Below are 22,385 nucleotides of genomic sequence, written 5' to 3' on the forward strand. Positions count from 1 at the left end.
GCATGACCGACCGTTGCCGCTATCGCTACGCTGTACTACTGGGTTTGTGTGCCAACTGGGCCGCGATCAATCCCGCAGGGGCCGCCGAAGAAGGCCTGAACCTGACCGCTGCCTATGACGCCTCGCGGCTCAATGACCCGACCGTGCAATCGGCAGCCCATGCCTTTGATGCTTCCAGCCATGAAGAGGCGATTGGCCGCGGCGGCCTCTACCCGCAAGTGTCGCTTTCGTCACGCTACGGTTACGGCGGACGTATCGACGGCGGCGATGACAACACCTACGTCAACAGTAACGACTACCAGGCGAACAGCGTCACCCTGGCGGCGCAACAACCGCTCTATGACAAGGGGCGCTGGGCGGCGTATGAGGAGGGCAAGGCGCGGGGGGAGTTGGGTACCCAACTATTCGATGTTGCCGGCCAGACCTTGTTCGACCGGGTGGCCAAAGGCTATTTCGACGTCGCCCGTGCAGAGAACGAGATCAAGTTGATCGCCCAGCAAAAGGTGGCTATCAATGGGTTGGTGATGCAGAGCAAAAAGCTGTATCAGGGCGGCCAGGGCACGATCACCGATATTGATGAGGCCCAGGCCCGGCTTGATCTCGTCGATGCCCAGGAGGCTGAAGCCCAGGCTCGCCGCATGGCTGCGTTGCGGGCGTTGTCCGGGCGCTCCAGCGTGCCGATCGATGACATTCAGCCGATGCGCGAAGAACTGCCCGCCGGTAGCCCGATACCGCCGGAGCGGGATTTGCCGTACTGGACGGCGATTGCCCGCGAAGCCAGTCCCGATCTGGCGTCCCGGCTGGCGGCAGTGAAAGTCGCCGAGGCGCAGGCTGACAGTCAGCGCGCCGGGCATTATCCGACCTTGTCGCTGACTACCCAGCTAACGCGCCGGGAAAGCCCTCAGTACGAGGACCTCGACCCGCGCCAGGACTCTTATTACGTGGGGGTTCAGCTGGATATTCCGTTGTATCGCGGCGGGGCGGTACGTGCCTCGGTGGCGAAGGCCGAAGCGCAATTGGCCGGTGCCCAGTCCGACTACGATGTGCAGCGTCAACAGTTGGCCGAGGACATCGAGGCCGATTACCTGGGGGTCGTGGCCGGGTTTACCAAGAGCAAGGCAATGCAGCGTGCGGTGGACTCCAATCAGCGGGCGCTGACCTCGACGGAGAAAGGCTTCCAGGGTGGAGTGCGTTCCACGGTGGACATTCTTGATGCCCAGCAGCGGGTGTTCCAGGCCCGTCGAGACCTGCTCAACACCAAGCTCGATATGCTGCAAAGCTACGTGAGCCTGCACACCCACACCGGCCAGATGAACCGCGCGGTCCTGGAACAGGTACAACGTCTGTTTTGAGCCGTAGGGTGGCAACCGGGATCAGGGTTGACGCCCATTGCCACGAATCAAGCATGCTCAGCCAGGTCGAATGCATATCCTGTGGGAGCGGGCTTGCTCGCGAAATCGGTGGGTCAGCTTGCATCAGTGCTGGATGTGCCGCCGCCTTTGCGGGCAAGCCCGCTCCCACATTTGATCTGTGGTTGTCCTCGATTTTTCGGGCACTGCAAACCCTTGTGGGAGCGAGCTTGCTCGCGATAGCGGTGGGTCAGCTTGCATCAGTGCTGGATGTGCCGCCGCCTTTGCGGGCAAGCCCGCTCCCATGGGGAGCGGGTTGACTCAGGCTGTGAAATCGCTGGCGTGCAGCTCCTTGACGCCTACCAGTTGGATTTCGAACTCGGGGGTGGCGTCGGCATTGACACTGCCGTAGACAATGCCATCGGCAAAGCGCAGTTGGCCGGTGGCATTGGCAGGGTCAAAGGCATTGCTGCCGATGAAGGTGAAGGCGTCGACAGCGGCGGTCAGCGGGTTGGCGTCCAGGCCAGTGAAATCCAGATGATCGCCGTCGGCGGTCTTGAAGCCGTTGATCACATCGCGCAAAGCCCCGACGCCCATGTCCGACAGCGCACCGAACGCGTAGGTATCCGCGCCCGTGCCGCCGCTGAGGTTGTCGGTGCCTGCTCCGCCGATCAGCCGGTCATCGCCCGAGCCGCCCACCAGGGTATCGTTGCCCGCACCACCGTTCAGCACGTTCGCGGCGCTGTTGCCCGACAGACTGTCGGCGTAGGCGCTGCCCGTCAGGTTTTCGAAGAACTTCAAGGTATCGAGCCCGGAACCCAAGGTGTTTTGCTGCGCCGAGGTCGAAAGGTTTGCGGTAACGCCGGACACGGCGCGCTCAAAAGACACGGTGTCATTACCCTCGCGCCCGTCCAGCACATTGTTGCCGGCGCCGGCGAACAGCGTGTTGTCCAGCCCGTTGCCCGTGCCGTTGGCGGCGCCAGCGCTATCGATATACAGATGCTCGACGTTGTTGGCGAGGGTATAGGCGGCCAGGCTGCTGTGCACGCTGTCGATCCCTCCCGGCCCGGCACTGTTGCTGGTCTCGATCACAGTGTCGTCGGCGTTGTCGACATAGTAGGTGTCGTTGCCGTCGCCGCCGCTCATGCTGTCGGACCCTGCGGCACCATCGATCACGTTATTGGCGGCATTGCCGGTGATGAAGTTGCGTCGTTCATTGCCGGTGCCGTCGATGTCCGATACGCCGGTGAGCACCAGGTTCTCGAGATTGGCGCCCAGGGTCCAGCTGACCGAGGCCTGTACGGTATCGATCTGCGCGGTCGAGGTGTTGGTTTCCTCCACGGTGTCGAAAGCGTTATCGACCACATAGATGTCGTTGCCATCGCCACCGGTCATGGTGTCGGCGCCCAGGTCGCCATCCAGCGTGTCGTTGCCCGAACTGCCCACCAGGGTATCCGCCTGGTCAGTACCGGAAATCATCCCGCCCTGGTTCTGAGCGTTGTCGAAAATGTCCTGTACGCTGTTGTTGTCGCCGGGGTTGCCCTGGAAGCCAAGGTCATCGGCAATGAAGTCGGCCAGGCGCTGGCCGACGATCTCCGCCGATTCCTCGTGCAGGTGCCAGACGTCATCGGGATACACCAGTGGATCGACCTCGTAGCGCAAAGGCAGGTCGGTGTAGTCCACCGCCAGCTTGACATCGGCGCGCTCGGCGGCGATGGCTTCCTGGGTGGCGCGAACATATCCGACCCCTTCGACTATGGAGGCTATCTTCTCTTCCGAGTAACCACGGGCACGCGCTGCGTCCTGCTCGTAGTGACCGGTTTCCATCATGTAAACGCTAAAGCTGCCGAATTGGGCATGCAGGTAATCAAAGACCTTCAGGGTTGCGGCCTTGTAGGCCGCAGCTGCCGCTGGTTTGTCCGTGGCGCGGCCGATTTCCTGGGCGGCTTCCTCGCCCTGGCCCCAAATAATGCCCATGGTGACGTTGTCGATGGATTGCAGTTCGGTGAGCTGGTCCCGCAGCAGCGCCTCGGCGCGCAGCAGTGCAGGCCCGGGTTGGTTGGTGTCGGTCAGCCACCAGCACAACTTGAGTTCCTCTGGGCCCAGGGTCGACAGGCCGTTGACGGTGCTGCCACCCACGGCGATATCAATGCCGTTGCCATCGGCGTCGGTGAACTGGCTGCGCACGTCATAGGGGGTGTAGCGGTCCAGGTCATTGACCAGCATCGAGGTGCCGGACTGATCGTCGTCCTCCGTCATGCGCAGCAGGCGTGCATTGGATTGGCCGAGGGTGGGCAGGTAGAGGATGTCTTGCTGGGCGCGCTCTGCGAACACGAAGTCACTGGCGGTCAGTGTGTCGAGGTAGTTGCCGTTGAGGGCGATTTCAAAACGATTGCCATCGGCATCCGCTTCGGCGGACTTGATGTAGGTCTTGTCGCCGGCCGTGTTAAGGGTCATGTACAAGGTGCCGTTGCTGCCATCGCCCAGGCCGAGAAAACCCAGGCCCGAGACATCGATCCTGTCGACGCCCGCGGTGAAGTCATAGATCGTGTCCGTGGCCGTGACACCGCCGGTGTCATAGTCGCGGTAGCTATCGAGCACGTTGGTGTAGCGGAAGGTGTCGGCACCGTCGCCGCCATAGAGCGAATCGCGTCCGGCGCCGCCGTCGACGATGTCCGCGCCGATGCCAGCCTTGATCGTGTCATTGCCACCGAGGCCGAGGATCAAGTCCGCTTCCACTGTGCCATTGAGGGTGTCGGCATTGTTGGTACCGGCGATGGTACTGGCAGGTGCATCGGCCACCGCCAGGGCGAAGCTGTCGCTGACCGACGCCCCCGAGGGATCGCTGGCCTTGACCAGGACGGTGTAATTGCCGGACGCAGTGCTGACCGGCGTACCGGTGAACGTCAGGTTGGTGGCATTGAAACTCAACCAGGCGGGCAGGGCGCTGCCGTCGGCAAGCGTCGCGGTGTAGGTCAGCACATCCTGGTTGGCGTCGGTGAAGCTGTCATTGGTCAGGGTGTAGCTGAACGGTGCACTTTCGGTAGCGTTCTGGTCGAGGAGGGGGATGGCCACCACCGGTGCTACATTGCCGGAGGTGTTCTGGTCGGCGAAGACAAAATGACTCGCCGTCAGACTGTTTACCAGGTTGCCCGCCAGCGACACTTCGAAGCGGTTGCCGTTGGCATCGACGGTGAGGTCCTTGAGGTAGGTGCGGTTGCTGGTAGCGCTGTAGGTCACTTGCAGCGTACCGTTCAGGCCATTGCCCAGGCCGGTATATCCAAGCGCCGAGACATCGATCTTGTCGGCGGCCACGTCGAAATCGAGGATCTGGTCACTGCTGCTGGTGGCGCTGGTGCGGTAACTGTCGAGTGTTGCGGTGTAGCGGAACACATCGGCACCTGCGCCGCCGGTGAGTTTGTCCGCACCGGTACCGCCGACGAGGATGTCGTTGCCCCCGCCGCCATTCAGCGTGTCGTTACCGGCACCCCCGAACACTTGTTCGTTGGCGTCGGTGCCGGTCAGGGTGTCGTTGTTCGGCGTGCCATTGATCACGGCGGGGCCAGCGGGTACGTCTTGCACGGCCAAGGTAAAGGTGTCGTTGACGGTTGCATTGCTGGCGTCGGTGGCGGTGACCTGGATGGAATAAGTGCCCGACGCGGTGTCGCTGGGTGTGCCGCTGAACGTACGCGTGGCTGCATCGAATGTCAGCCAGTTGGGCAGGGCGTTGCCATTGGCCAGTTTGGCGGTGTAGCTGAGGCTGTCGTTATCCGGATCGGTAAAACTGGTGGCCGGCACCACGTAGCTGAATGCGGTGTTTTCGGTCGCGTTCTGATCCAGCAGTGGCGTGGCCAGCACCGGCGCCTGATTGGTCGGCGACGCGGTGGCGAATACGAAATTGGTGCTGGTCAGCGTGTCGAGGTAGTTGCCATTCAGTGTCATTTCAAAACGGTTGCCATTGGCGTCGGCGCTCAGGGACTTGATATAAGTCTTGGTGCCGGCACTGTTGAGCACCAGGTACACGGTGTTGTTCTTGCCATCGCCCAGGCCGGTGAAACCCATGGCCGAGAGGTCGATCTTGTCGGCGCTGATATCAAAATCGGTGACCAGGTCGCTCAGGTTGACACCGCCGGTGTTGTAATTGCGGTAACTGTCCAGGCGATCGGAGAACACGAAGGTGTCTGCCCCGGTGCCACCGGTGAGGGTGTCCATGCCGGCACCGCCATCGAGCTTGTCGTCTCCCGCGCCGCCACTGAGGCTGTCATTGCCCGCCAGGCCTAGCAGGGTGTCGGCCGAATCACTACCCAGTAGCGAATCGCTGCCGCTGGTGCCGCTGACCACACGGTTGAAGATGAAGTTGTTGGCGGTCAGGGTGCTGGCCAGGTTGCCCGACAGGATCAACTCGAAGCGATTGCCACTGGCATCGGCGTCGTAGTCCTTGATGTAGGTGCGGTCGTTGCTGGCGCTGTAGCTGACCTGCAAGGTGCCGCCACGGCCATTGCCCAGGCCGGTGAAGCCGAGACCGGCGAGGTCGATCTTGTCCTGGGTGACGTCGAAGTCGAGGATGGTGTCATCGAAGCTTGCGGTTGCGTTGCGGTAACTGTCGGACTGCGCGGCGAAACGGAACGTATCGGCACCGGTACCGCCGGTGAGTTTGTCGATGCCTGCACCACCCACCAGAATGTCGTCACCGGCCCCGCCATTGATAGTGTCGTTGCCGGCACCGCCGTAGAAAATCTCGCTGGCGGCGCTGCCCGACAGGGTGTCGTTGCCAGCCGTACCTTGCACGGCGGTCATCGGCACCGTGGCGCTGACGTAGCTGCCGTCACCGTAGACCAACGTGGCACCCTTGCTGGTGTGACTGATGGTGTTGCCAATAATGGCGTTGCGATCGGTGCCGTCTTCATTGCGCTCTGCAACGCCGTAGGTCGACAGGTCGCTGCCGCTGATAATGTTGCCCTGGATGGTGTTGTCGCTGCCGTTGAAGTACTTGCCGGACACGCCCAGGGTATCGTCGTAGGACTGGATGATGATTTCCGGTACGGGGTTGCCCAGGGAATTGTTGTTGAGCGTGTTGTCGATGATCTCGACGTGGTTGCTGCCGTAGACGCGGATCCCGGCGCTGGCATTGTCATGAATGTCGACGTCGCTGACAGTCACCGCGCTGGACATCTTGATCAGCACCCCTTCGGCGCCGTTGCCATACACCTCGCCACCGGTGATGGTGATGTTGCTGGGGGAGGGTATGTCTTCGCTGCCGCGCTGTACCACGATGCCATTGCCGCCGTTGTTGTAGGCAACGTTGTTGGCGAGGGTGAAGTCGTGGGTACTGGTAACGACGTTGAACCCGTGGCGGTCATTGTCGTAGGCGACGTTGTTTTCGAAGGTGCTGTCGCTGAGGAAGTCAGCCACGAAGCCGTCCAGGCCGTTGCCGTGGGAGACGCTGTTCTTGATGACCATGTTGACGGTCTGCTCGTGGGGGTCGAAACCGTACCCGGAGCAATCCTTGATCTCGACGCTGTCGAGGGTGACGTTGGAATCGTAGCCTTCTTGGCCGGGAATGTAGCCATTGAACCAACCGTCGACCTTGCCCGTGGTGCTGTCGCGGTTGCCGTCGATGGTGAGGTTGCTGACGCCGAAGTCGTGGGTTTCCTCGCCATAGGCGGAGCGGATGACCCCCGTGATCTTGGTGTCGGAGCCATCAGCCACCTTGACGTTGGTTTCGCCCATGCCATCGCCGTACAGGTAGACATTGCTCTTGAGCATCAGGCAGCCGTCGGAGGGTTCCTCACCTCCGGAAACGATATAAGTCCCGGTCGGCATGTAGACTTGCCCACCGCCTGCGGCGGCGGCCGCATCGATCGCACTTTGTATCGCCGCCGTGTCGTCTGTGATGCCATCTCCTTTGGCGCCAAAATTTTGTACGTTAAAAATCATAAACTTATCTCCGTGTCAGGCTAAAACCGCGTAAATGCCAATATTCCATCGACGAGCACGCTGTTAGGGCCTGAGGGAGCGTAAAAGTTGTGACCGCACATCGGAGAATCGTCAATAAACCGATCTATCTGATGAGTGGAACTGAGGTCTCTTGAGAAAGTAACGTTATTTTGACATTGGTTCGGGCAATGAGCACTGCCATCGGCACACTTGACGATCAACTGTAGGAGCGAGCTTGCTCTCGAAAAACCTGAAAGCGCCGCGGGGTGTCAGGTTGATAGCGTTATCGTTGACGACCATCGTCGGAACGCCGCCCGGAGCAAGCTCGCTCCTACAATCAGGACAACCCTCCCAGCAGGCCATCGGCGCGAAGCAGATCGACAATCACATGTTCATCGACTGCATACACACCTCGGGAAGCCTTCCAGACCAACTTCTTCTCCTGTAAGGCAATGAGTGCTTGCTGGACACCCGGTACTTCAACCTTTATTTCGCTTGCTGCAATCCCCGCCTGTGCCAGCGCTTTGGCGTACAGCGCCATGGTCGGCGCCTCGAATGGCGCGTAGTTATCGCCCTTCACGCTCATGACGCGAATAACGGCAGACTGGATAGGGGTGAGGCTATGGATCACCTTCTTCAGGTTCGCGTACAACTCATCAGCTTGCGCTCGAACCAGCTCGGTAAACCGTGCCGGTATGGTTGCAGGGTCAATGGTGAAGTCAAAGCGGATTTCGTCAGCCGCCGCGCCGAGGAGTTCAGGTCGGTAGCCACTTTCCTTGAATAGCTGGAACACCTCTGTTGGATCGAGCGCGCAGGGCAGATCGAGGTTGGCACATAACCAATCGATAAAGTCTTGATCCAGGGTGGGGAACTGCACCATGGAAGCGCCAAAGAATGCCTGATCCTTGCTGTTGCGCAGCATGGCCAGCTTGTCCCTGTTCGATCCCGTGCAGACGATGCGAAGGCCATGATGCTTCGAACTGTTGAGTTCGTCCCTGGCCGCCTTGAGGGCGAACAGCGCCGCCACACCTTCGCTCGTTGTTATTGCGTGCTGCGCTTCATCGATCATCAGGACGATGATCTTCTGCGATTCATCGGAGAGCGCCACAAGCGCAGTGGTGAGATCGATGTCTTTGCCGAGGCCGATTTTATCCAGGCTGAAATTCATGCCACCGACAGTGACCTTGTCCATGCCGGATGACTTTGCCAACCGTGTGATAAACCCGTCGTTACGCCCAACCGCTTCGCGAACTGCCTCCACGATGACAAGGCCGGGGTCATTCGTCAGGTCCTTCCACAAGTCGGCATACAGCACAATCGCCCCGGCTGCTTCCAGGGCGGGCCGTAGGTCTTCACGGGCAAAAGTGGATTTGCCGGTGCGTCGTGGCGCTGCCAGGAAGACACCCGAACTTGCCGAACTGCCCACGGCGACCTGCATGATCAGCTTTGAAAGCCGCGTAGCCAAGGCTGGACGGTGAAAGAGGGTTTCGGTCATTGCAGGTCTCAAATTCAGGTCTATAGAGGATTATAGAGCGATTATAGATCAATTATTGTCGGGGCTTGCAGCAGGGATGTGATTTTTTATGGCGGATTATAGAGTTACTATAGGCAGATTATAGGGTGGGTCGCGGTGTTCCGGCGAGGGCCTTTGGCACAAGCAAAGCTGCGGCTGGTGGGAGGAAGATATTCTCTGGGAATTCGATAATACCACCCCCGCACTCTGCCTCCCGTGATTAGATACCCTCCGTATGTTTTGTTGATCACGGCGCGTAGCGCCAGAGCGGCGGGGCAGGGTTATGAGGTAAGGTGGGCGCTATAAGCTACCCTAAGTAACGGGGTGGTATTATTTCGAAGGTTGCCCAATGTCCGATGCTGTCAAAGCCGCATATCAGGAACTATTGAGTTCTCTCGCCATCTTTGACGCTACGTGGCCACCCCTGGTTTGCGCCGGACATGTTTGGCAGCTTCCACTCTTGAATACCCAGAAAACTCCATCGTTTATTCCTGTCAAACACCTGACTGGCCTTGCGGCAGTGAATGCCAGTCGGGCAGCGTTCAGTGAGTTCGAGCGTGATATTGGCCAAGCACCAGGAACGGTCATGCGGTTGCCGGGATACTTCATCCTTAGCAGTTCTGTCCTTGAACAGGGCAGGGCAGTCAACCGCTGCAAAGCAGCCCTCCAGGCTGCCATCGAAGCCGAGCGAGTCGCCCAAAATGTCTCGATAAGTCGGCGATCGCACATCATGCGCCGCGCCCTGGGTAAAGATTTTTCCCTGAATCAACTCAAACGGTGCATTCAAGTCTTCGACGCCACCCCGCGACAGATTACGTTTACATGGGCCGGGCACACCTCCGGGAAGGAGAAAGTTGGGGTTGGGGCGATCCGCGAGTACTTGCTTGCCGAGGCCCAAGGTCGCGCCCAGCGTGAAGGTATTGCCATTGAGCAAACGCCCGAATGGATGGATTTACGAGCCCTATCCAATCTGAGTGATGACGATGTGCTTGACCATCCCAAGCAGGTAGCACCTCACCCTCGGAGCATGCTTTGGTTCTCCGGAAGCAGCCGATACGACGCTATGGTTCACGCAAACCTTCCAATTTTCGTGCTCCAGGGCAACGTAGAACCCAAAGTGGTTGGCCTGAAAGACTTCGACAGCCAGGTGCGCACAGCCAAGCGGCCAGATCAAAAGAATCGTCGAGCAGCCCTACCAGGAGGAAGATTTTTTCTACCCAGTGATGAGCCTAAAACACCACCAGCGGAGGAAGGTGCACATCTCGCCGGTATTGAATCGACCTACGGACAGAGCTAGCGCCTTCAACATTCGAAATTGGCGACTACGTTGCCTGCCGTAATCGCCCCGTGACTTCCTCGCAGGCCCCGCCAAACTGCGCAAGATGCAAACCGACTTCTCTCAGTAGCGCTAGAAAGATGCTACTTACAGTTGCCCGCTTTTCGATATCCCGCCGCCTGGGCTCCAGATTCAGAATCAAAGGCTATCTGGTTTTTCGCCGACACCTGACCATAACCTGGGCACCCCATTGACAGGTGATAGATCTGGCTTTTCCGGTTGCCAATGATCGCACCTGCTCTGCTTGTGCTCGCCAGGGACGGCGGGGCTGCTGCTCGCGGGGGATTCACAGGAATGGCGCTAACCACTCCATCGCCAACCGCCTTGTACCCTTGCGTCCATCGACGGTCACCGGTTACGAACGGGTTGGAATACCCCATGATTGCCGCAATGCGCCTGTCACGCTCTTTCTCCCAAGCCGAAACGGGGTGCTGTTTGTCCCAGGCCATCAGGAGCTGTTGCTGCTGGCGAGACATGTTCAGGTTGTACCGGTCGAACATGTAAAAGGTTGTCCTGGCGACCAGCCCCTTAACCTCGTCACGCGGTTCCGCAGCGCGTTGATCGAAATCGACTCGAGTCTTGCACTGCCCATACTGCGGCGCTACGCCGGAAGCCATACCGTAGTTGAAATTGCTACGATCGCCGTTCACCTCGCCAACGGATGGATAGAGGTTGAACAGGTCTGCCTCCATTGCCCGAAAAACCGGATCATCGTCGACGCAGTGCTCTCGACCACCGTTCTGCCAGCATTGGCGCTGATTACCAAATGTCCAGGCAGGAACGATGTGTTCCCACTCAGTCCGTTCAGCACGGTTCTGTTGTTTCCTGGTTTGATAGCCGCAAGATTCAGGGTCAATCCGGCCACCCGACTTGCCTACCCATGTCCACTTGCAGCCACAATACAACTCGCCAAAGGCACTGTTCGCCTGGTCGAGGTAGATCTTTTGCTTTGCGATGACCTTGGCTTCGGAAAAGGTCGATGGAGGGCTTGAGAAGGCGGGGGTGATGACCGACAGGGCCAGTGCGACTACGGAAAGCAGTTTTTTCATTGGACAGCTTAAGCAATTGAAAGGAAACGCATTATACGCACGACTTCATGGTTGCCGATGGAGATCGGGGGATCTGGGATGGCGTGTCTCGTCCACCAATCGCTGGGAGGACGTGCCTTCAGGTTAGAATGTTCACCCATGGCTATTCAGAAGAGCCCACCACTCGGATCGCGTAGTCGCGCCAAGCGGTTCCAGCGATATTAAATAGATAAGGAAGCAAGATGCTATTGCACGATTTGAGTCTTGGAGAAACCGTGTACCAATCGTTATTTGAAGAATGAATCGCCCGCTGTTTGTTTCTCTGGATGGGCCCAAGGGAGCCGGCAAAACCACACTGTTGGAGGCCGTCACGAAAGTACTGAGGGCAGACAACAAGAAGGTGATCCGGCTTAGCGAGAGTAAAAGCGATCCCTACAGGGGTGAAACAATGGCCCTCGTCAACACACTCGTCAGAAATCCCACCCGGGATCTGGAGTTGGAGGTTTGTGAGCGCTTTGCTGATAGCCGTACCTGGATTTCAGAGCACGTGCTGGTTAAACAGCCACCGGGCAGCATCATCTTGATCGATCGCTGGTACCCGTCTGATGCAGCGTTTCGCCGGATAGTCCCGTTTGCAGAGATTCTGCAGTTGAACATTGATCGAAATGTGCAAGTGCCAGACCTGCATGTCGGGGTTGTCACCGCCCCTGATATTTCATGGGCGAGGGCAGCGGCACGGTCTCGTGGGTTGGGCAGTACAGTCATCCATAACCTGGAAGAGCATGTCGCTTGTACCAAGGCGTTCGAGCGAGCGATTGCAGATCACGGCTGGGTTTTATGCCGTAATGAAGGAACGATCGAAGACGCAACGATGCAGGTGGTTTCCGAGATCTATAGGGTGCTTCGAAGCCCCGTAGGCGAAGGCGCCCAACCACGGCTGGGCGCCATTTGACTCAACCAGTGTGGTGACTCTCGGCAAGGCCGTAGACGGATGTGTCGATGCCTTCGAAGCGCGCCTTTAACTGCAGCGCCAGATACAGCGAATAATGCCGTGACTGATGCAGGTTGCCACCGTGGAACCAGAGGTTTTCCTGTTGTGTCGGCTTCCACATGTTCCGCAGTTCGCCCTCGTAGGGGCCAGGATCATTCGTGGTTCCAGAGCCCAAGCCCCAGCAGCGGCCGACCTTGTCAGCGACTTCCTGGGAAATCAGCTTCGCCGCCCAACCATTCATTGAACCATAGCCCGTGGCGTAGACGATCAGATCTGCCGGTAGTCGGCTGCCATCGTTGAGTATGACGGCATCTGTTTCGATGCGTTCGACACCGAGGCCAGGCGCGCTCTTGAGCTTGATCGTACCGTTAGCGATCAGTTCCGAGGCGCCGACATCGATGTAGTAACCAGAGCCACGGCGCACGTACTTCATGAAAAGGCCAGAGTCGTCGTCACCGAAGTCGAGCATAAAGCCGGCCTCGGCCAAGCGTCCGTAGAAGTCCTTGTCACGCTCCTTGATCGCGTCAAAGACGGGTTGATGAAAGCTCGGCATTACCTTGTAGGGGATCGAGGCGAACAGCATGTCGGCCTTGTCCGTGGTCAAACCCGTCTCCAGGGCGTCTTCTGAGTAGAGCCCGCCGAAGACGAGATCCATTAAACTGTCGGAACGCACGATGTGGGTGCTCGAACGTTGCACCATGGTCACCTCGGCGCCGTTCTCCACCAGGTCGGCGCAGATATCGTGAGCCGAATTGTTCGCTCCGATGACCACCGCGCGTTTGCCGCTCCAGGCGTCTCCGCCGGGATGGCGGCTGGAATGATGCTGCTGGCCGTTGAAAATCTCGGCACCCGGATAACCAGGAACATTGGGTACGCCAGACATGCCGGTGGCGAGGATCAACTGGGTAGGCTTTAAAGTCAGACGCTCGCCATCGCGCTGCACTTCAACCTGCCAAGTGCCACTTTGCTCGTCAAAGCTGGCGCTCACGCATTCTGTACGCGGCCAATAATTGAGCTCCATGACTTTGGTGTACATTTCCAGCCAGTCGCCAATCTGGTCTTTAGGGGTGAAGACTGGCCAGTGATCGGGGAAGGGCAGGTAAGGCATATGGTCGTACCAGACAGGGTCGTGCAGGCACAGCGACTTGTAGCGCCCGCGCCACTGATCGCCAGGACGCTCGGCCTTGTCGACGATCAGGGTTGGCACGCCCATTCGCTTGAGCCGCGCAGCGAGCCCCAGCCCACCCTGGCCGCCGCCCACGATCAGGCAGTAAGGTTGGGTGGTGATGCCTAGCGAAGCTTCTTCGTCACGGCGGCGTTCCAGCCAGTTGCGTTTGTCGGCATGGGCGTGACCATGATTGGCACCCATCGGACGACGGCGGCCGCTGGGTTCTTCAAAGCCTTTGAGCTCGCGCATGGTCGTCAGCAGCGTCCAGCACAGGCCTTCCTTCAGGCGCACGTAGCCTTTACCTCGCGCCGCTTCGGTTTCCAGGCTGATCCAACCTTCGAGCACACCGTTATTCAGCGTCGCCTCACCTTCCACTTTCCACTGCTCAGGACGCGTCTGGTCCAGGCGTGTTTCGAGCATGTCCCGGATGGCGGGCTTGCCTTCCAAGGTCACCAGGTTCCAGCTGAAAAGTAGCAGGTCGCGCCAGTAACACTCATCGGCAAATAGTTCGAGTGCGCCGTCCAGATCACGTCGGGCGAGACACTCGTTGAGGTTTTCGACCCAAGCCGCGAGCTGAGCCGTGGGCGTTTGCAGAGGTGTTTCGATAGCGATGTTCATTGAGTTTCTCCGTTCTTGTTGTTTTTGTAACAACTTGTCCTAGAGCAAAGCCCGGGCCATCTTCATGAAAGCCCTGTTGCAGAGCGGCTGCCGCAGTACTGCTCAGGTTTCGACACGGATCCATGTCACGATTCCGGGAATGGCGGATGACAGAGTGTCACTCGGTACAAAAAGCGCTCGTTGCGATCTTTTCATATAAGCTGCAAACAGCCCCGTGTCCTGACCGTAACGGAGAACAAGAACAATGAAGCCGGCCTTGATCAACGCCCATGCACAACAAGTGCTACAAGCCGTGCAGGGCACTCCCGCCAGTCACGGCCATACCACTGACCTGGCTATCACGCGGTCCTGGCGTCGATGCCTGGATCAGCATCAGCTGGATCCCGCCAGCCGCCGCGAGCCAAATGTAGTTGAGCACCCACGGTTACAGGATCACCGCGCGCCACTGGAACACATCATCTCCGTGGCGCACTGGCAGATGAGCAGTTTGCACCAGCAACTCGGGCGTGACGGCCACGTGGTGCTACTCACCGATGCGCGCGGCGTGGCGATTGACAGTGTGTTCAACGAATCAGAACGAGCCGAATTCCAGCGTTCCGGACTGTGGCTCGGTTCGGTATGGAGCGAGGATTGCGAGGGTACCAACGGCGTCGGTACCTGCCTGATCGAGCGACAGCACGTCACCATCCGTCGTGATGAACATTTCCGCGGCAAGCACGTCGGCTTGACGTGTTCGGCCAGCCCGATATTTGCTGCGAACGGTGAGTTGCTTGCCGTGCTCAACCTCTCCTCGGTGCGGGAGGAACAGAGTCTTCAGCAACACTTCAAGGCCATGGCGTTGACCAGCCTGACCGCCAATTTGATCGAGAGCTGTTATTTCCTGGGGCATGATCCGCAGCGATACTTGCTGCGCTTCCACCCTGAGGCAGGCTTCGTTGGGCTGCTGGGTGAAGGCCTGCTGAGTTTCGACGAGAGTGTCCGTATCTGTTCAGTCAATCAGGCTGCGCTGGATCTGCTGGGCCTCAGCCGTGACCAGGTGGTTGGGCAATCTCTGACGATGCTGCTGGAAACGCCTATCGATCAAGTAGTGAGTCAGGCCAGCGCTCAGCCGAGCGTCTGTTGGCCAATGCGGCTGGTGGACGGACGCCTGCTCTACGGACAATTGCGCGAACCCTTGCGCCAGATGCCTTCAGTCACGCCTGCAATCCCCAACATCAACGACGTGCACGTGTGCCTGGAAGACCCGCGCCTGCAACGGGGCTTTGCTCGCGCATTGCGTGTGTTGGAGCGTGACGTTCCGGTGTTTCTACAAGGCGAAACCGGTACCGGCAAAGAAGCTTTTTCTGCGGCGCTGCATCGTGCCAGCTCCAGAGCGAGCCAGCCGTTTGTGGCGATCAATTGCGCGGCCATTCCAGAAACGCTGATCGAAAGCGAGCTGTTCGGCTATCGCGGCGGCAGCTTCACCGGCGCACGCAAGGACGGGATGATCGGTAAGCTGGAGCAGGCCCATGGCGGCATTCTATTTCTCGATGAGATCGCCGATATGCCGCTGGCGTTACAGACCCGCCTGCTGCGAGTGCTGGAGGAACGTGAGGTGGTGCCGCTAGGTGGCACGACGGCACGTCCGCTCGACATACGCCTTATCAGTGCCAGCCACCAGAATCTGCAAACCTGTGTGGCCGAAGGGCGCTTTCGCGAAGATCTGTTTTACCGTATTGCCGGGTTCGCCGTGCAGCTCCCGCCGCTGCGTGAGCGTTCTGACAAGGGCCGTTTGCTTGACCTTCTACTGCGCGAAGAGACAAAAGGTGCCAGGGTTCGGCTGGAGGCTGGCGTTAGAGAAAGTTTGTTGGCCCATCCCTGGCCGGGCAATGTCCGGCAACTGCGTACGTGTCTGCGCACGCTGGTGGCGTTGGCGTTGGAGGGGCGTGTCACTCTGGATGATTTGGCGGAGTTGCTGCCGGCAACGCCAGCGACGGTTGCGCTGGCCGAAAATCCGCTTGGCGTGTCCGAACGGCAGACGCTGCTGACGTTGATTGAGGCGGAACATTGGCATATTGCCCGTGTTGCGGCGCGACTGGGGATCAGTCGTAATACGCTTTATCGCAAATTGCGTCAGCATGGAATTTCGCGGCCGGGTTGAATGCGGAGGGACATCGCTGAGTTTTCTGGCTTTGGACTTGGGCTGAGGCGTTAGAGCTCGAGTAAAGAGAGGGCGCTAGAGGATTGATTGCTGGCTTCTCGAAAGGTTTTTGAACGAGCCCCCATGAAAGACAGGACACCGTTTCTTCTTCCGTAAACAAAATTCACGTAAAATAAGTTTACAAAGTAAAATTATTTTACATAAGTAAGTTCGACATCACCCCTGATTTTTGCCGGGAACGACGATTAATGCTGGGGGCTTTGGCAATTGCTGTACTACGGCAAAAGTTGGCACTGCTATTGCAGATTAAACTTTATTCCGCTCATCTTTCAAGGCGAACCGAGGACGGTAAGGTCTATTACACTATGTTCCGGCGCTTGCCAGAACCATGGATATTTAACCCATGCCATTTTTCACAAGCAGTGGCATGTTTCCATTTCACTACATTAATTAGGGTCGGCACATGCGCACATTTAAAGCTATCACTTTCGACTTCTGGGGAACGCTTGTTGACGTAGACACCAGCGGTCAGCTCGGGATGGGCAAAGTTCTCGCTGAAAGTGAAGTGACTGGTATAAACGTGAAAGATCTCTATTTTCAATGGGATGATGCTACCGTTCGGCGCTACCGATCCACCACATGGCGTCCTTATTTCGACAATGCGTTGCTTGGTCTCAAAGATGTGCTGGAACCACTTGGATTCGAAACGAGCCCTGAGCGTTGGCGTGATCTGACAGAAACGCTTCTGGTAACTATGACGGGGGAGGCAAAACCCCATCCTGAGGTGCTGGAGATTATCTCTGTACTTAAACAGCATTACCCGCTGATGCCAATCACGAACATGGACAACCGCCTCTTCGAGCTGAACCCGTTTAAAGCAGAATTCTCAATGGCCACAACGGCTGAAGAGGCGAAAGCTTTCAAGCCTTCCGCTTTGATATTTCAGCGGGCGATAGATCGTTTGTCCGTGCCTGCGCAAGACATTCTGCATGTTTCCCTATCCCAGTTTGCCGACCTCGAAGGCGCAATGCCGCTGGGTATGAATGTGGCTTGGATCAACCGTTATGGGGAAGCCCGGGGCAAGTTCACGCCTGCCCCACTTTATGAGTTCAGAAATCTGTCTGGGCTACGAGACGTGATTGAGGCATCTTGGTAAATGCAGGCACTCCGTCTTTGTATTTACAACGAGTTGAGTATTAATCCTACTTTAAAGGGTTTTGGCGCAGTGCTCAGTGGTTGTTATGGATGGTGTTAATGCCGTTTTTTACGCTGAATATTGCGCCTTATCGCATCAAACGATGGCGTACTCGATGACGTATCAATATGACTCAGACGACGTTGTCGTTACGCGTTGCTTGGAGCTGAGTAGCTAGTGAAAATAGCATCCAATCCGCCCTGGAAGCTTATATCGCGGCAGTGAAAATTGGTGTTTTCCCAGCCCAGTACCCTAGCAAAAATTACGCACGAATTTTGGGGTTCGACCTGTCAATGACATGCCGAGCATACCGTGCCGAACCAATACCTGACCATCAGTGCTCGACTCTGCGCCGATGCTGATGACGGGAATGCGTACTGTCTGGCTGAAACCCCTGTTTCCTCGCTTGACGTTCGCTAGAAAGTTATAAATGAGTCCCCGCTTCATCATTGGCAATCAATAGGCATTGTACTGTTTTAGCTTTTTGTAGAGCGTCGGCCGTGTTATGCCCAGGGCTGAAGCCGTCTTCGTGATATTGTTGTCGAAAGCTCGAAGCGCAGCGGAAATTGAGCGGCGCTCCGTTTCAGCAAGGCTAATTACGCTCTCGCAGTTGTCAGGCGCAGAGGACAACGAAAGATCTGAATGTTCGTCTGCCAGATAATCGGGAGGCATTTCTGTGACATGGTCGCCATCGGTCATATTGACCAAACGTTCGATAACGTTTTGAAGTTGTCGGACGTTACCGGGCCATCTGTAACGGCGCAGTTTGCTAATAACATCCGGGCCAAGCTCGATGAGTGAGCGATGCAGTAACGTGCACGTCCTTTGTACACATTGGTCGACGAGAAGCTCTATATCATCAGGTCTATCTCGAAGAGATGGCAGGTCAATTCGAAGGACGTTTAGACGATAAAATAAATCGTCCCGAAAGGCCCTTTTAGAAACCATTTCGGTTAAATCACGGTTCGCTGCTGCTATGACCCGTACATCCAACGCAATGCTCGTTGCACCCCCGATCCTGGTGACCTGACGCTCTTGAAGCACGCGCAGTAATTTAGCTTGCACATCAAGTGGCATTTCTGAGATTTCATCAAGAAAAATTGTTCCACCGCTCGCGAGCTCAAATCTACCCAAGCGACCGGCCTTGTCAGCTCCGGTGAAACTCCCTGGGCTATAACCGAATAGCTCACTCTCTATCAGATCCCGGGGTAGAGCGGCGCAGTTGACTGCAACAAACGAAGCGCCAGCGCGCCTGCTTTCATTGTGAATAGATTGAGCGAATACTTCTTTACCTGTACCACTTTCCCCATACAGTAGAACGTTGGATTCTGACTTGGCTGCGCGTTTCGCAATGGCAACGACCTCAGTAATCTTCGGAGAGCGTCCAATAATATCAGTGAAGTGGTACCGAGCCAGATCCCCTGCCATTCGGTTGGACAACCTTTTGGCCCGAGCGATTTCATGAAAAGTGTTGACGATGGATACCACTGTGCCTTCTTCATCGATAATTGGAACGGCGGTATCAAGAATATGCAGGTTAACTTTGCTTGAGCGAATTTCAAGCTCCCGGTCAACATAGCCTTTTTTGGTGGAAAAAATCGGGGTGATGAAGGGTTCAAAGTCGATGACTTCGCGTAATGCACGCCCAATGCTTTTCTTGGGGTCGACACCCAGCATGCGTCCCCCTGGAGCATTGAGATAGCGCAACACGCCGACTCGATCAAGAACCAACAGTCCGTCGGACATGTTGTCCATAATTGCTTTTTGTTCTCGGAACAGTTGTTGGGACACACTCGCTTGGTCAAGCAGGTCAATTGTTCTAGCAACAAAACCTGAGCCCATTTTGCAGAGTCGGATAAGCACCTCCTCTGAGATTGGTTCTTCAGTGCAAACGGCAAAGTAGGGCGAGCCTTGGTTACTTCCTGTGGCCATTTTGATTATTGAGAGCAAGCGACCGCGATAATCACCAATGGATGGTGTGAAATCCATAGGGCAACGATCCGATGGCACCTTCGTAGGGAAGGAAATCGAACCCGCAGAGTTCCTCAATCGATGATCGTCATCGTAGACTGCAACGCCGACCGTTGAATCGGGCAGTATCGAGCGATACAAGTCACACAACTCGCTTAGGTGAGAAATCAGTGGGTCAACCTTTGCCGGTTCCATCGCACTCGCGCTCTCAAAAACCTTTAATGTATGAACAGCTCACACTTTGTCAGCTTGTCCTTCAAGCTCATGCCGTTGCCATCCCCTCAAGATAAGCGTTTCTGATTTCTGGTTCAGAAATAAGTACTTCAGCATCGCCTGAGTGCACAACACGCCCAGTTTGCAGTACATAACCTCTGTCCGCTATCGAAAGTGCCATTGCAGCATTTTGCTCCACCAGCAGAATAGTAATGCCTTCCTCCCGATTAACCCGCTGAATTGCATCGAAAATCTGGCGAATGATGATCGGTGCAAGGCCCAGCGATGGTTCGTCGAGCAAAAGCAATTTTGGCCTTTGCATGAGCGCTCGTCCAATAGCGAGCATTTGCTGTTCACCGCCCGACATGGTACCGGCGCGTTGCCATGCGCGTTCTTTCAAGCGAGGGAACAACTGGTAGATTTTTTGCAGATCTTCATCAAAGTGCTTCGGATCGCTCAGAAATGCGCCGATTTGGAGATTCTCCAAAACGGTCATCTTAGGCATGATCCGGCGGCCTTCCGGTGAGTGAGCAATGCCAAGGTCGGCAACCATGTGCGACTGCAAACCGTTAAGCGGCTTACCATTGAAAGAGACCGAGCCCTTCTTGACAGCCGGCGAACCAAACACGGTTTTGAGCAGCGTTGACTTGCCAGCACCATTGGCACCCAGCAGCGTTACGATTTCACCTTGATTTACTTCGATGCTAACGCCGTGGAGCACTTCAACTGCGCCATAGCTCGCATGGATGTTGTCGACAGCGAGAACCGATGGTGCGAAGGTTGTAGGTACTCGTCCTTCACGTGGAAAGCGTTTCAGTGGATTTTCACTGTCACTGTGACCAAGGTAGGCAGCAATAACACCTGGGTGCTCCTTAATGTACTGAGGAGTACCTTCAGCCAGTTTTTTGCCGTACTCAAGTACTACGATGCGATCCGACACGTTCATCACGACACTCATGTCGTGCTCGATCAACAGCACACCGACTCCATCTTCGTGTTTCAGCCTTTGCAGATCCTCCCCCAGTTCACCCGACTCTTTTGGGTTTAGTCCAGCAGCTGGCTCATCCAAGCAGAGAAATCCCGGGTCGAGACACATCGCCCGTGCGATCTCCAGACGTCGCTGTTGCCCATAGGAAAGATCGCCGGCCAGATCATCTGCACGTGTAGAAAGGTTCATCCGCCGAAGCCATTTCATGGCTTTCACAACAGCTTCTTCTTCTTTGTCACGGTAGGCTTTCAAGCCGAACAAGCCTTTGAACTGCAGCATTCCGCCGCCGCTGAGTGCCGTATGCTGTGCCACCAGCAAATTTTCCAGTGCTGTCATCCCTTTGAATAGGCGGATATTTTGGAATGTTCTCGCAATGCCGGCTTTAGTCACAATTTGATGGCCGGAGAGGGTGTCCACTCTAAGGTTAGACTTACCGTCCTCAATGGAAATTTTTCCAGACGTCGGTTTGTAAAAGCCGGTGACGCAGTTAAAGGCAGTCGTTTTCCCGGCGCCATTAGGGCCGATCACCGCCGTAATTTCTCCGCTGGCCGCTTTGAAATTCAAGCTGTCGATCGCTTTGATACCACCGAAACACATGTTCAAACCTTCAACAGACAGAAGTCTGGAATTCTGTGCCTGACTCATCGCAATGACTCCGAAACTTGAAGATTGGGTAATTCGGCGGGAGCAAGGATCGATGGCTTCCTACCCGCAATCAAACCCTGGGGTCGCCAGATCATGATGAAGACCATTGCAAGTCCGAACAGCAGCATCCGATACTCAGCAAACTCGCGTCCCAGCTCCGGGAGACCAACTAGTACAACGGCTGCGAGAAGCACGCCCAACTGACTTCCCATGCCACCCAGAACGACGATTGCAAGAATGATGGCGCTTTCTGTGAAAGTGAAGCTCTCGGGGCTTATGAATCCCTGTCTTGCGGCGAAGAAGCAACCCGCGAATCCCCCCAGCATCGCGCCCAGAGTGAAAGCAGTCAGTTTTACCGAGGTCGGGTTGATGCCAACAGCCTGGCAGGCAGTCTCATCTTCGCGCAGTGCTTCCCAAGACCTACCGATAGGCAGTCGACGCAATCTTTCGGTCAGCAGAAAGGTAAGCGCTACCAGGCCGAGAATGATGTAGTAGAGCCACGCGATCCGATGGTCTGCGGAAAAGTCCAGGTGGAAGATATCTGCGAAGGTCATTGTTCCGTCTGGTACGCTCGCCACGAATGGATGGCCGAAGAAGGTAGGCCGTGCGATACCGGCAATACCGTTGGGGCCACCAGTGACATCGGTCAAGTTGATGAGGAAGATACGAATGATCTCACCAAATCCCAGTGTAACGATCGCCAGGTAGTCCCCTCGCAGTCGCAATACAGGAAAGCCGAGCAAGAACCCGAGCGAGGCGGCAACCAGTCCACACAGTGGCAGTGCTGCCCAGAAGCTAATGCCGTAGTTGACCGAAAGGTAGCCAAACGTATATGCACCTGCTGCGTAGAAGGCGACGTAGCCCAAGTCGAGAAGGCCCGCCATGCCAACAACAATGTTTAGCCCCCATCCCAACATTACGTAGATTAAAAACGTGGTCGCCAGGTCAAGTTCGTAGCGGCTCGTGAAAGGCAACAGCGGAAAAACAATCGCGACGACGCCGACCATCAAAAACAGTCGTGGCGAAATATGCGCAATAAGCGCCGATTTGTTAGATGGCCTGCCTACGCTTGGTTTTACAGTGTGTCGATCCCGGAGGATTTGCAGGAGGCAATGACCGATGAAGACAATAATGGCCGGAACGATGACCCAAAGTGGCCGAATGTTTAAACCATTTTTGCCGCTGAGATCTTGCAGCTGCAGACCTGCTAAAGGTAAGGCGAGTAAGACCGTTATCAGCGCGGGGAGCAATGCGCTCTTTAGGGTATGGGTAATTGACTTTTTCATCTGAGCC

At 56.6% G+C, this 22,385-nt stretch carries 12 protein-coding genes and 2 pseudogenes; 5 read left to right on the top strand and 9 right to left on the bottom strand.

Annotation, left to right across the window (positions count from 1 at the left end):
* The first annotated feature begins 2 nt into the window (after positions 1-2).
* Positions 3-1,352 carry a TolC family outer membrane protein gene (locus PMA3_RS14415; protein ID WP_064677784.1) on the top strand — a complete coding sequence of 450 codons (1,350 nt, stop codon included), beginning with the start codon at positions 3-5 and terminating at the stop codon, positions 1,350-1,352.
* Between the two features lie 318 nt (positions 1,353-1,670).
* Here PMA3_RS14415 and PMA3_RS14420 read toward each other — a convergent pair whose 3' ends face one another.
* Both PMA3_RS14420 and PMA3_RS14425 read right to left on the bottom strand, forming a co-directional pair.
* Entirely contained in the window at positions 1,671-7,286 is a 5,616-nt protein-coding gene (locus PMA3_RS14420; protein ID WP_064677785.1) for a putative Ig domain-containing protein, read from the bottom strand.
* A 337-nt stretch (positions 7,287-7,623) separates the two neighbouring features.
* Complete coding sequence (locus PMA3_RS14425) at positions 7,624-8,781, bottom strand: hypothetical protein (RefSeq protein WP_064677786.1); 1,158 nt, start codon at positions 8,779-8,781, stop codon at positions 7,624-7,626.
* A 367-nt stretch (positions 8,782-9,148) separates the two neighbouring features.
* Here PMA3_RS14425 and PMA3_RS14430 point away from each other — a divergent pair, with 367 nt between their 5' ends.
* Complete coding sequence (locus PMA3_RS14430) at positions 9,149-10,096, top strand: DNA replication terminus site-binding protein (RefSeq protein WP_064677787.1); 948 nt, start codon at positions 9,149-9,151, stop codon at positions 10,094-10,096.
* Positions 10,097-10,218: 122 nt separating this feature from the next.
* Here PMA3_RS14430 and PMA3_RS14435 read toward each other — a convergent pair whose 3' ends face one another.
* Entirely contained in the window at positions 10,219-11,184 is a 966-nt protein-coding gene (locus tag PMA3_RS14435) for an endonuclease (protein ID WP_064677788.1), read from the bottom strand.
* Between the two features lie 277 nt (positions 11,185-11,461).
* Here PMA3_RS14435 and PMA3_RS14440 point away from each other — a divergent pair, with 277 nt between their 5' ends.
* A complete protein-coding gene (locus PMA3_RS14440; protein ID WP_064677789.1) occupies positions 11,462-12,115 on the top strand; it encodes a dTMP kinase in 654 nt (217 codons plus the stop codon).
* Position 12,116: 1 nt separating this feature from the next.
* On the opposite strand, the gene PMA3_RS14445 is transcribed toward PMA3_RS14440, so the two are convergent.
* Entirely contained in the window at positions 12,117-13,940 is a 1,824-nt protein-coding gene (locus PMA3_RS14445) for an NAD(P)/FAD-dependent oxidoreductase (protein WP_064677790.1), read from the bottom strand.
* A 244-nt stretch (positions 13,941-14,184) separates the two neighbouring features.
* Between PMA3_RS14445 and PMA3_RS14450 the strand changes: the two genes are divergently transcribed.
* Together PMA3_RS14450 and PMA3_RS14455 are read left to right on the top strand one after the other, a co-directional pair.
* Positions 14,185-16,080 carry a sigma-54-dependent Fis family transcriptional regulator gene (locus PMA3_RS14450; protein WP_064677791.1) on the top strand — a complete coding sequence of 632 codons (1,896 nt, stop codon included), beginning with the start codon at positions 14,185-14,187 and terminating at the stop codon, positions 16,078-16,080.
* Positions 16,081-16,543: 463 nt separating this feature from the next.
* The gene (locus tag PMA3_RS14455) at positions 16,544-17,236 is read left to right on the top strand and encodes an HAD family hydrolase (protein WP_064677792.1); all 693 of its coding nucleotides are present in this window, start codon (positions 16,544-16,546) and stop codon (positions 17,234-17,236) included.
* A 297-nt stretch (positions 17,237-17,533) separates the two neighbouring features.
* On the opposite strand, the pseudogene PMA3_RS30765 reads toward PMA3_RS14455, so the two are convergent.
* The 5 genes and pseudogenes from PMA3_RS30765 to livM form a co-directional block, all read right to left on the bottom strand.
* Positions 17,534-17,662: pseudogene (locus PMA3_RS30765) on the bottom strand (3-methyl-2-oxobutanoate hydroxymethyltransferase); the annotation flags it as partial.
* A gap of 69 nt (positions 17,663-17,731) precedes the next feature.
* The gene (locus PMA3_RS14460; protein WP_161491145.1) at positions 17,732-19,264 is read right to left on the bottom strand and encodes a sigma-54 interaction domain-containing protein; all 1,533 of its coding nucleotides are present in this window, start codon (positions 19,262-19,264) and stop codon (positions 17,732-17,734) included.
* 244 nt (positions 19,265-19,508) lie between these two features.
* Positions 19,509-20,276, bottom strand: a complete 768-nt coding sequence (locus tag PMA3_RS32940) for an ABC transporter ATP-binding protein (protein WP_237140732.1) — start codon at positions 20,274-20,276, stop codon at positions 19,509-19,511.
* Between the two features lie 15 nt (positions 20,277-20,291).
* Positions 20,292-21,092, bottom strand: a pseudogene (locus PMA3_RS33610) (ABC transporter ATP-binding protein); the annotation flags it as partial.
* Entirely contained in the window at positions 21,089-22,366 is a 1,278-nt protein-coding gene (gene livM, locus PMA3_RS14470; RefSeq protein ID WP_269465844.1) for a high-affinity branched-chain amino acid ABC transporter permease LivM, read from the bottom strand. The pseudogene PMA3_RS33610 and the gene livM, both read right to left, overlap by 4 nt.
* Between the last annotated feature and the right edge of the window lie 19 nt (positions 22,367-22,385).

This window comes from Pseudomonas silesiensis (genome assembly GCF_001661075.1).
GTDB classification, from domain to species: domain Bacteria; phylum Pseudomonadota; class Gammaproteobacteria; order Pseudomonadales; family Pseudomonadaceae; genus Aquipseudomonas; species Aquipseudomonas silesiensis.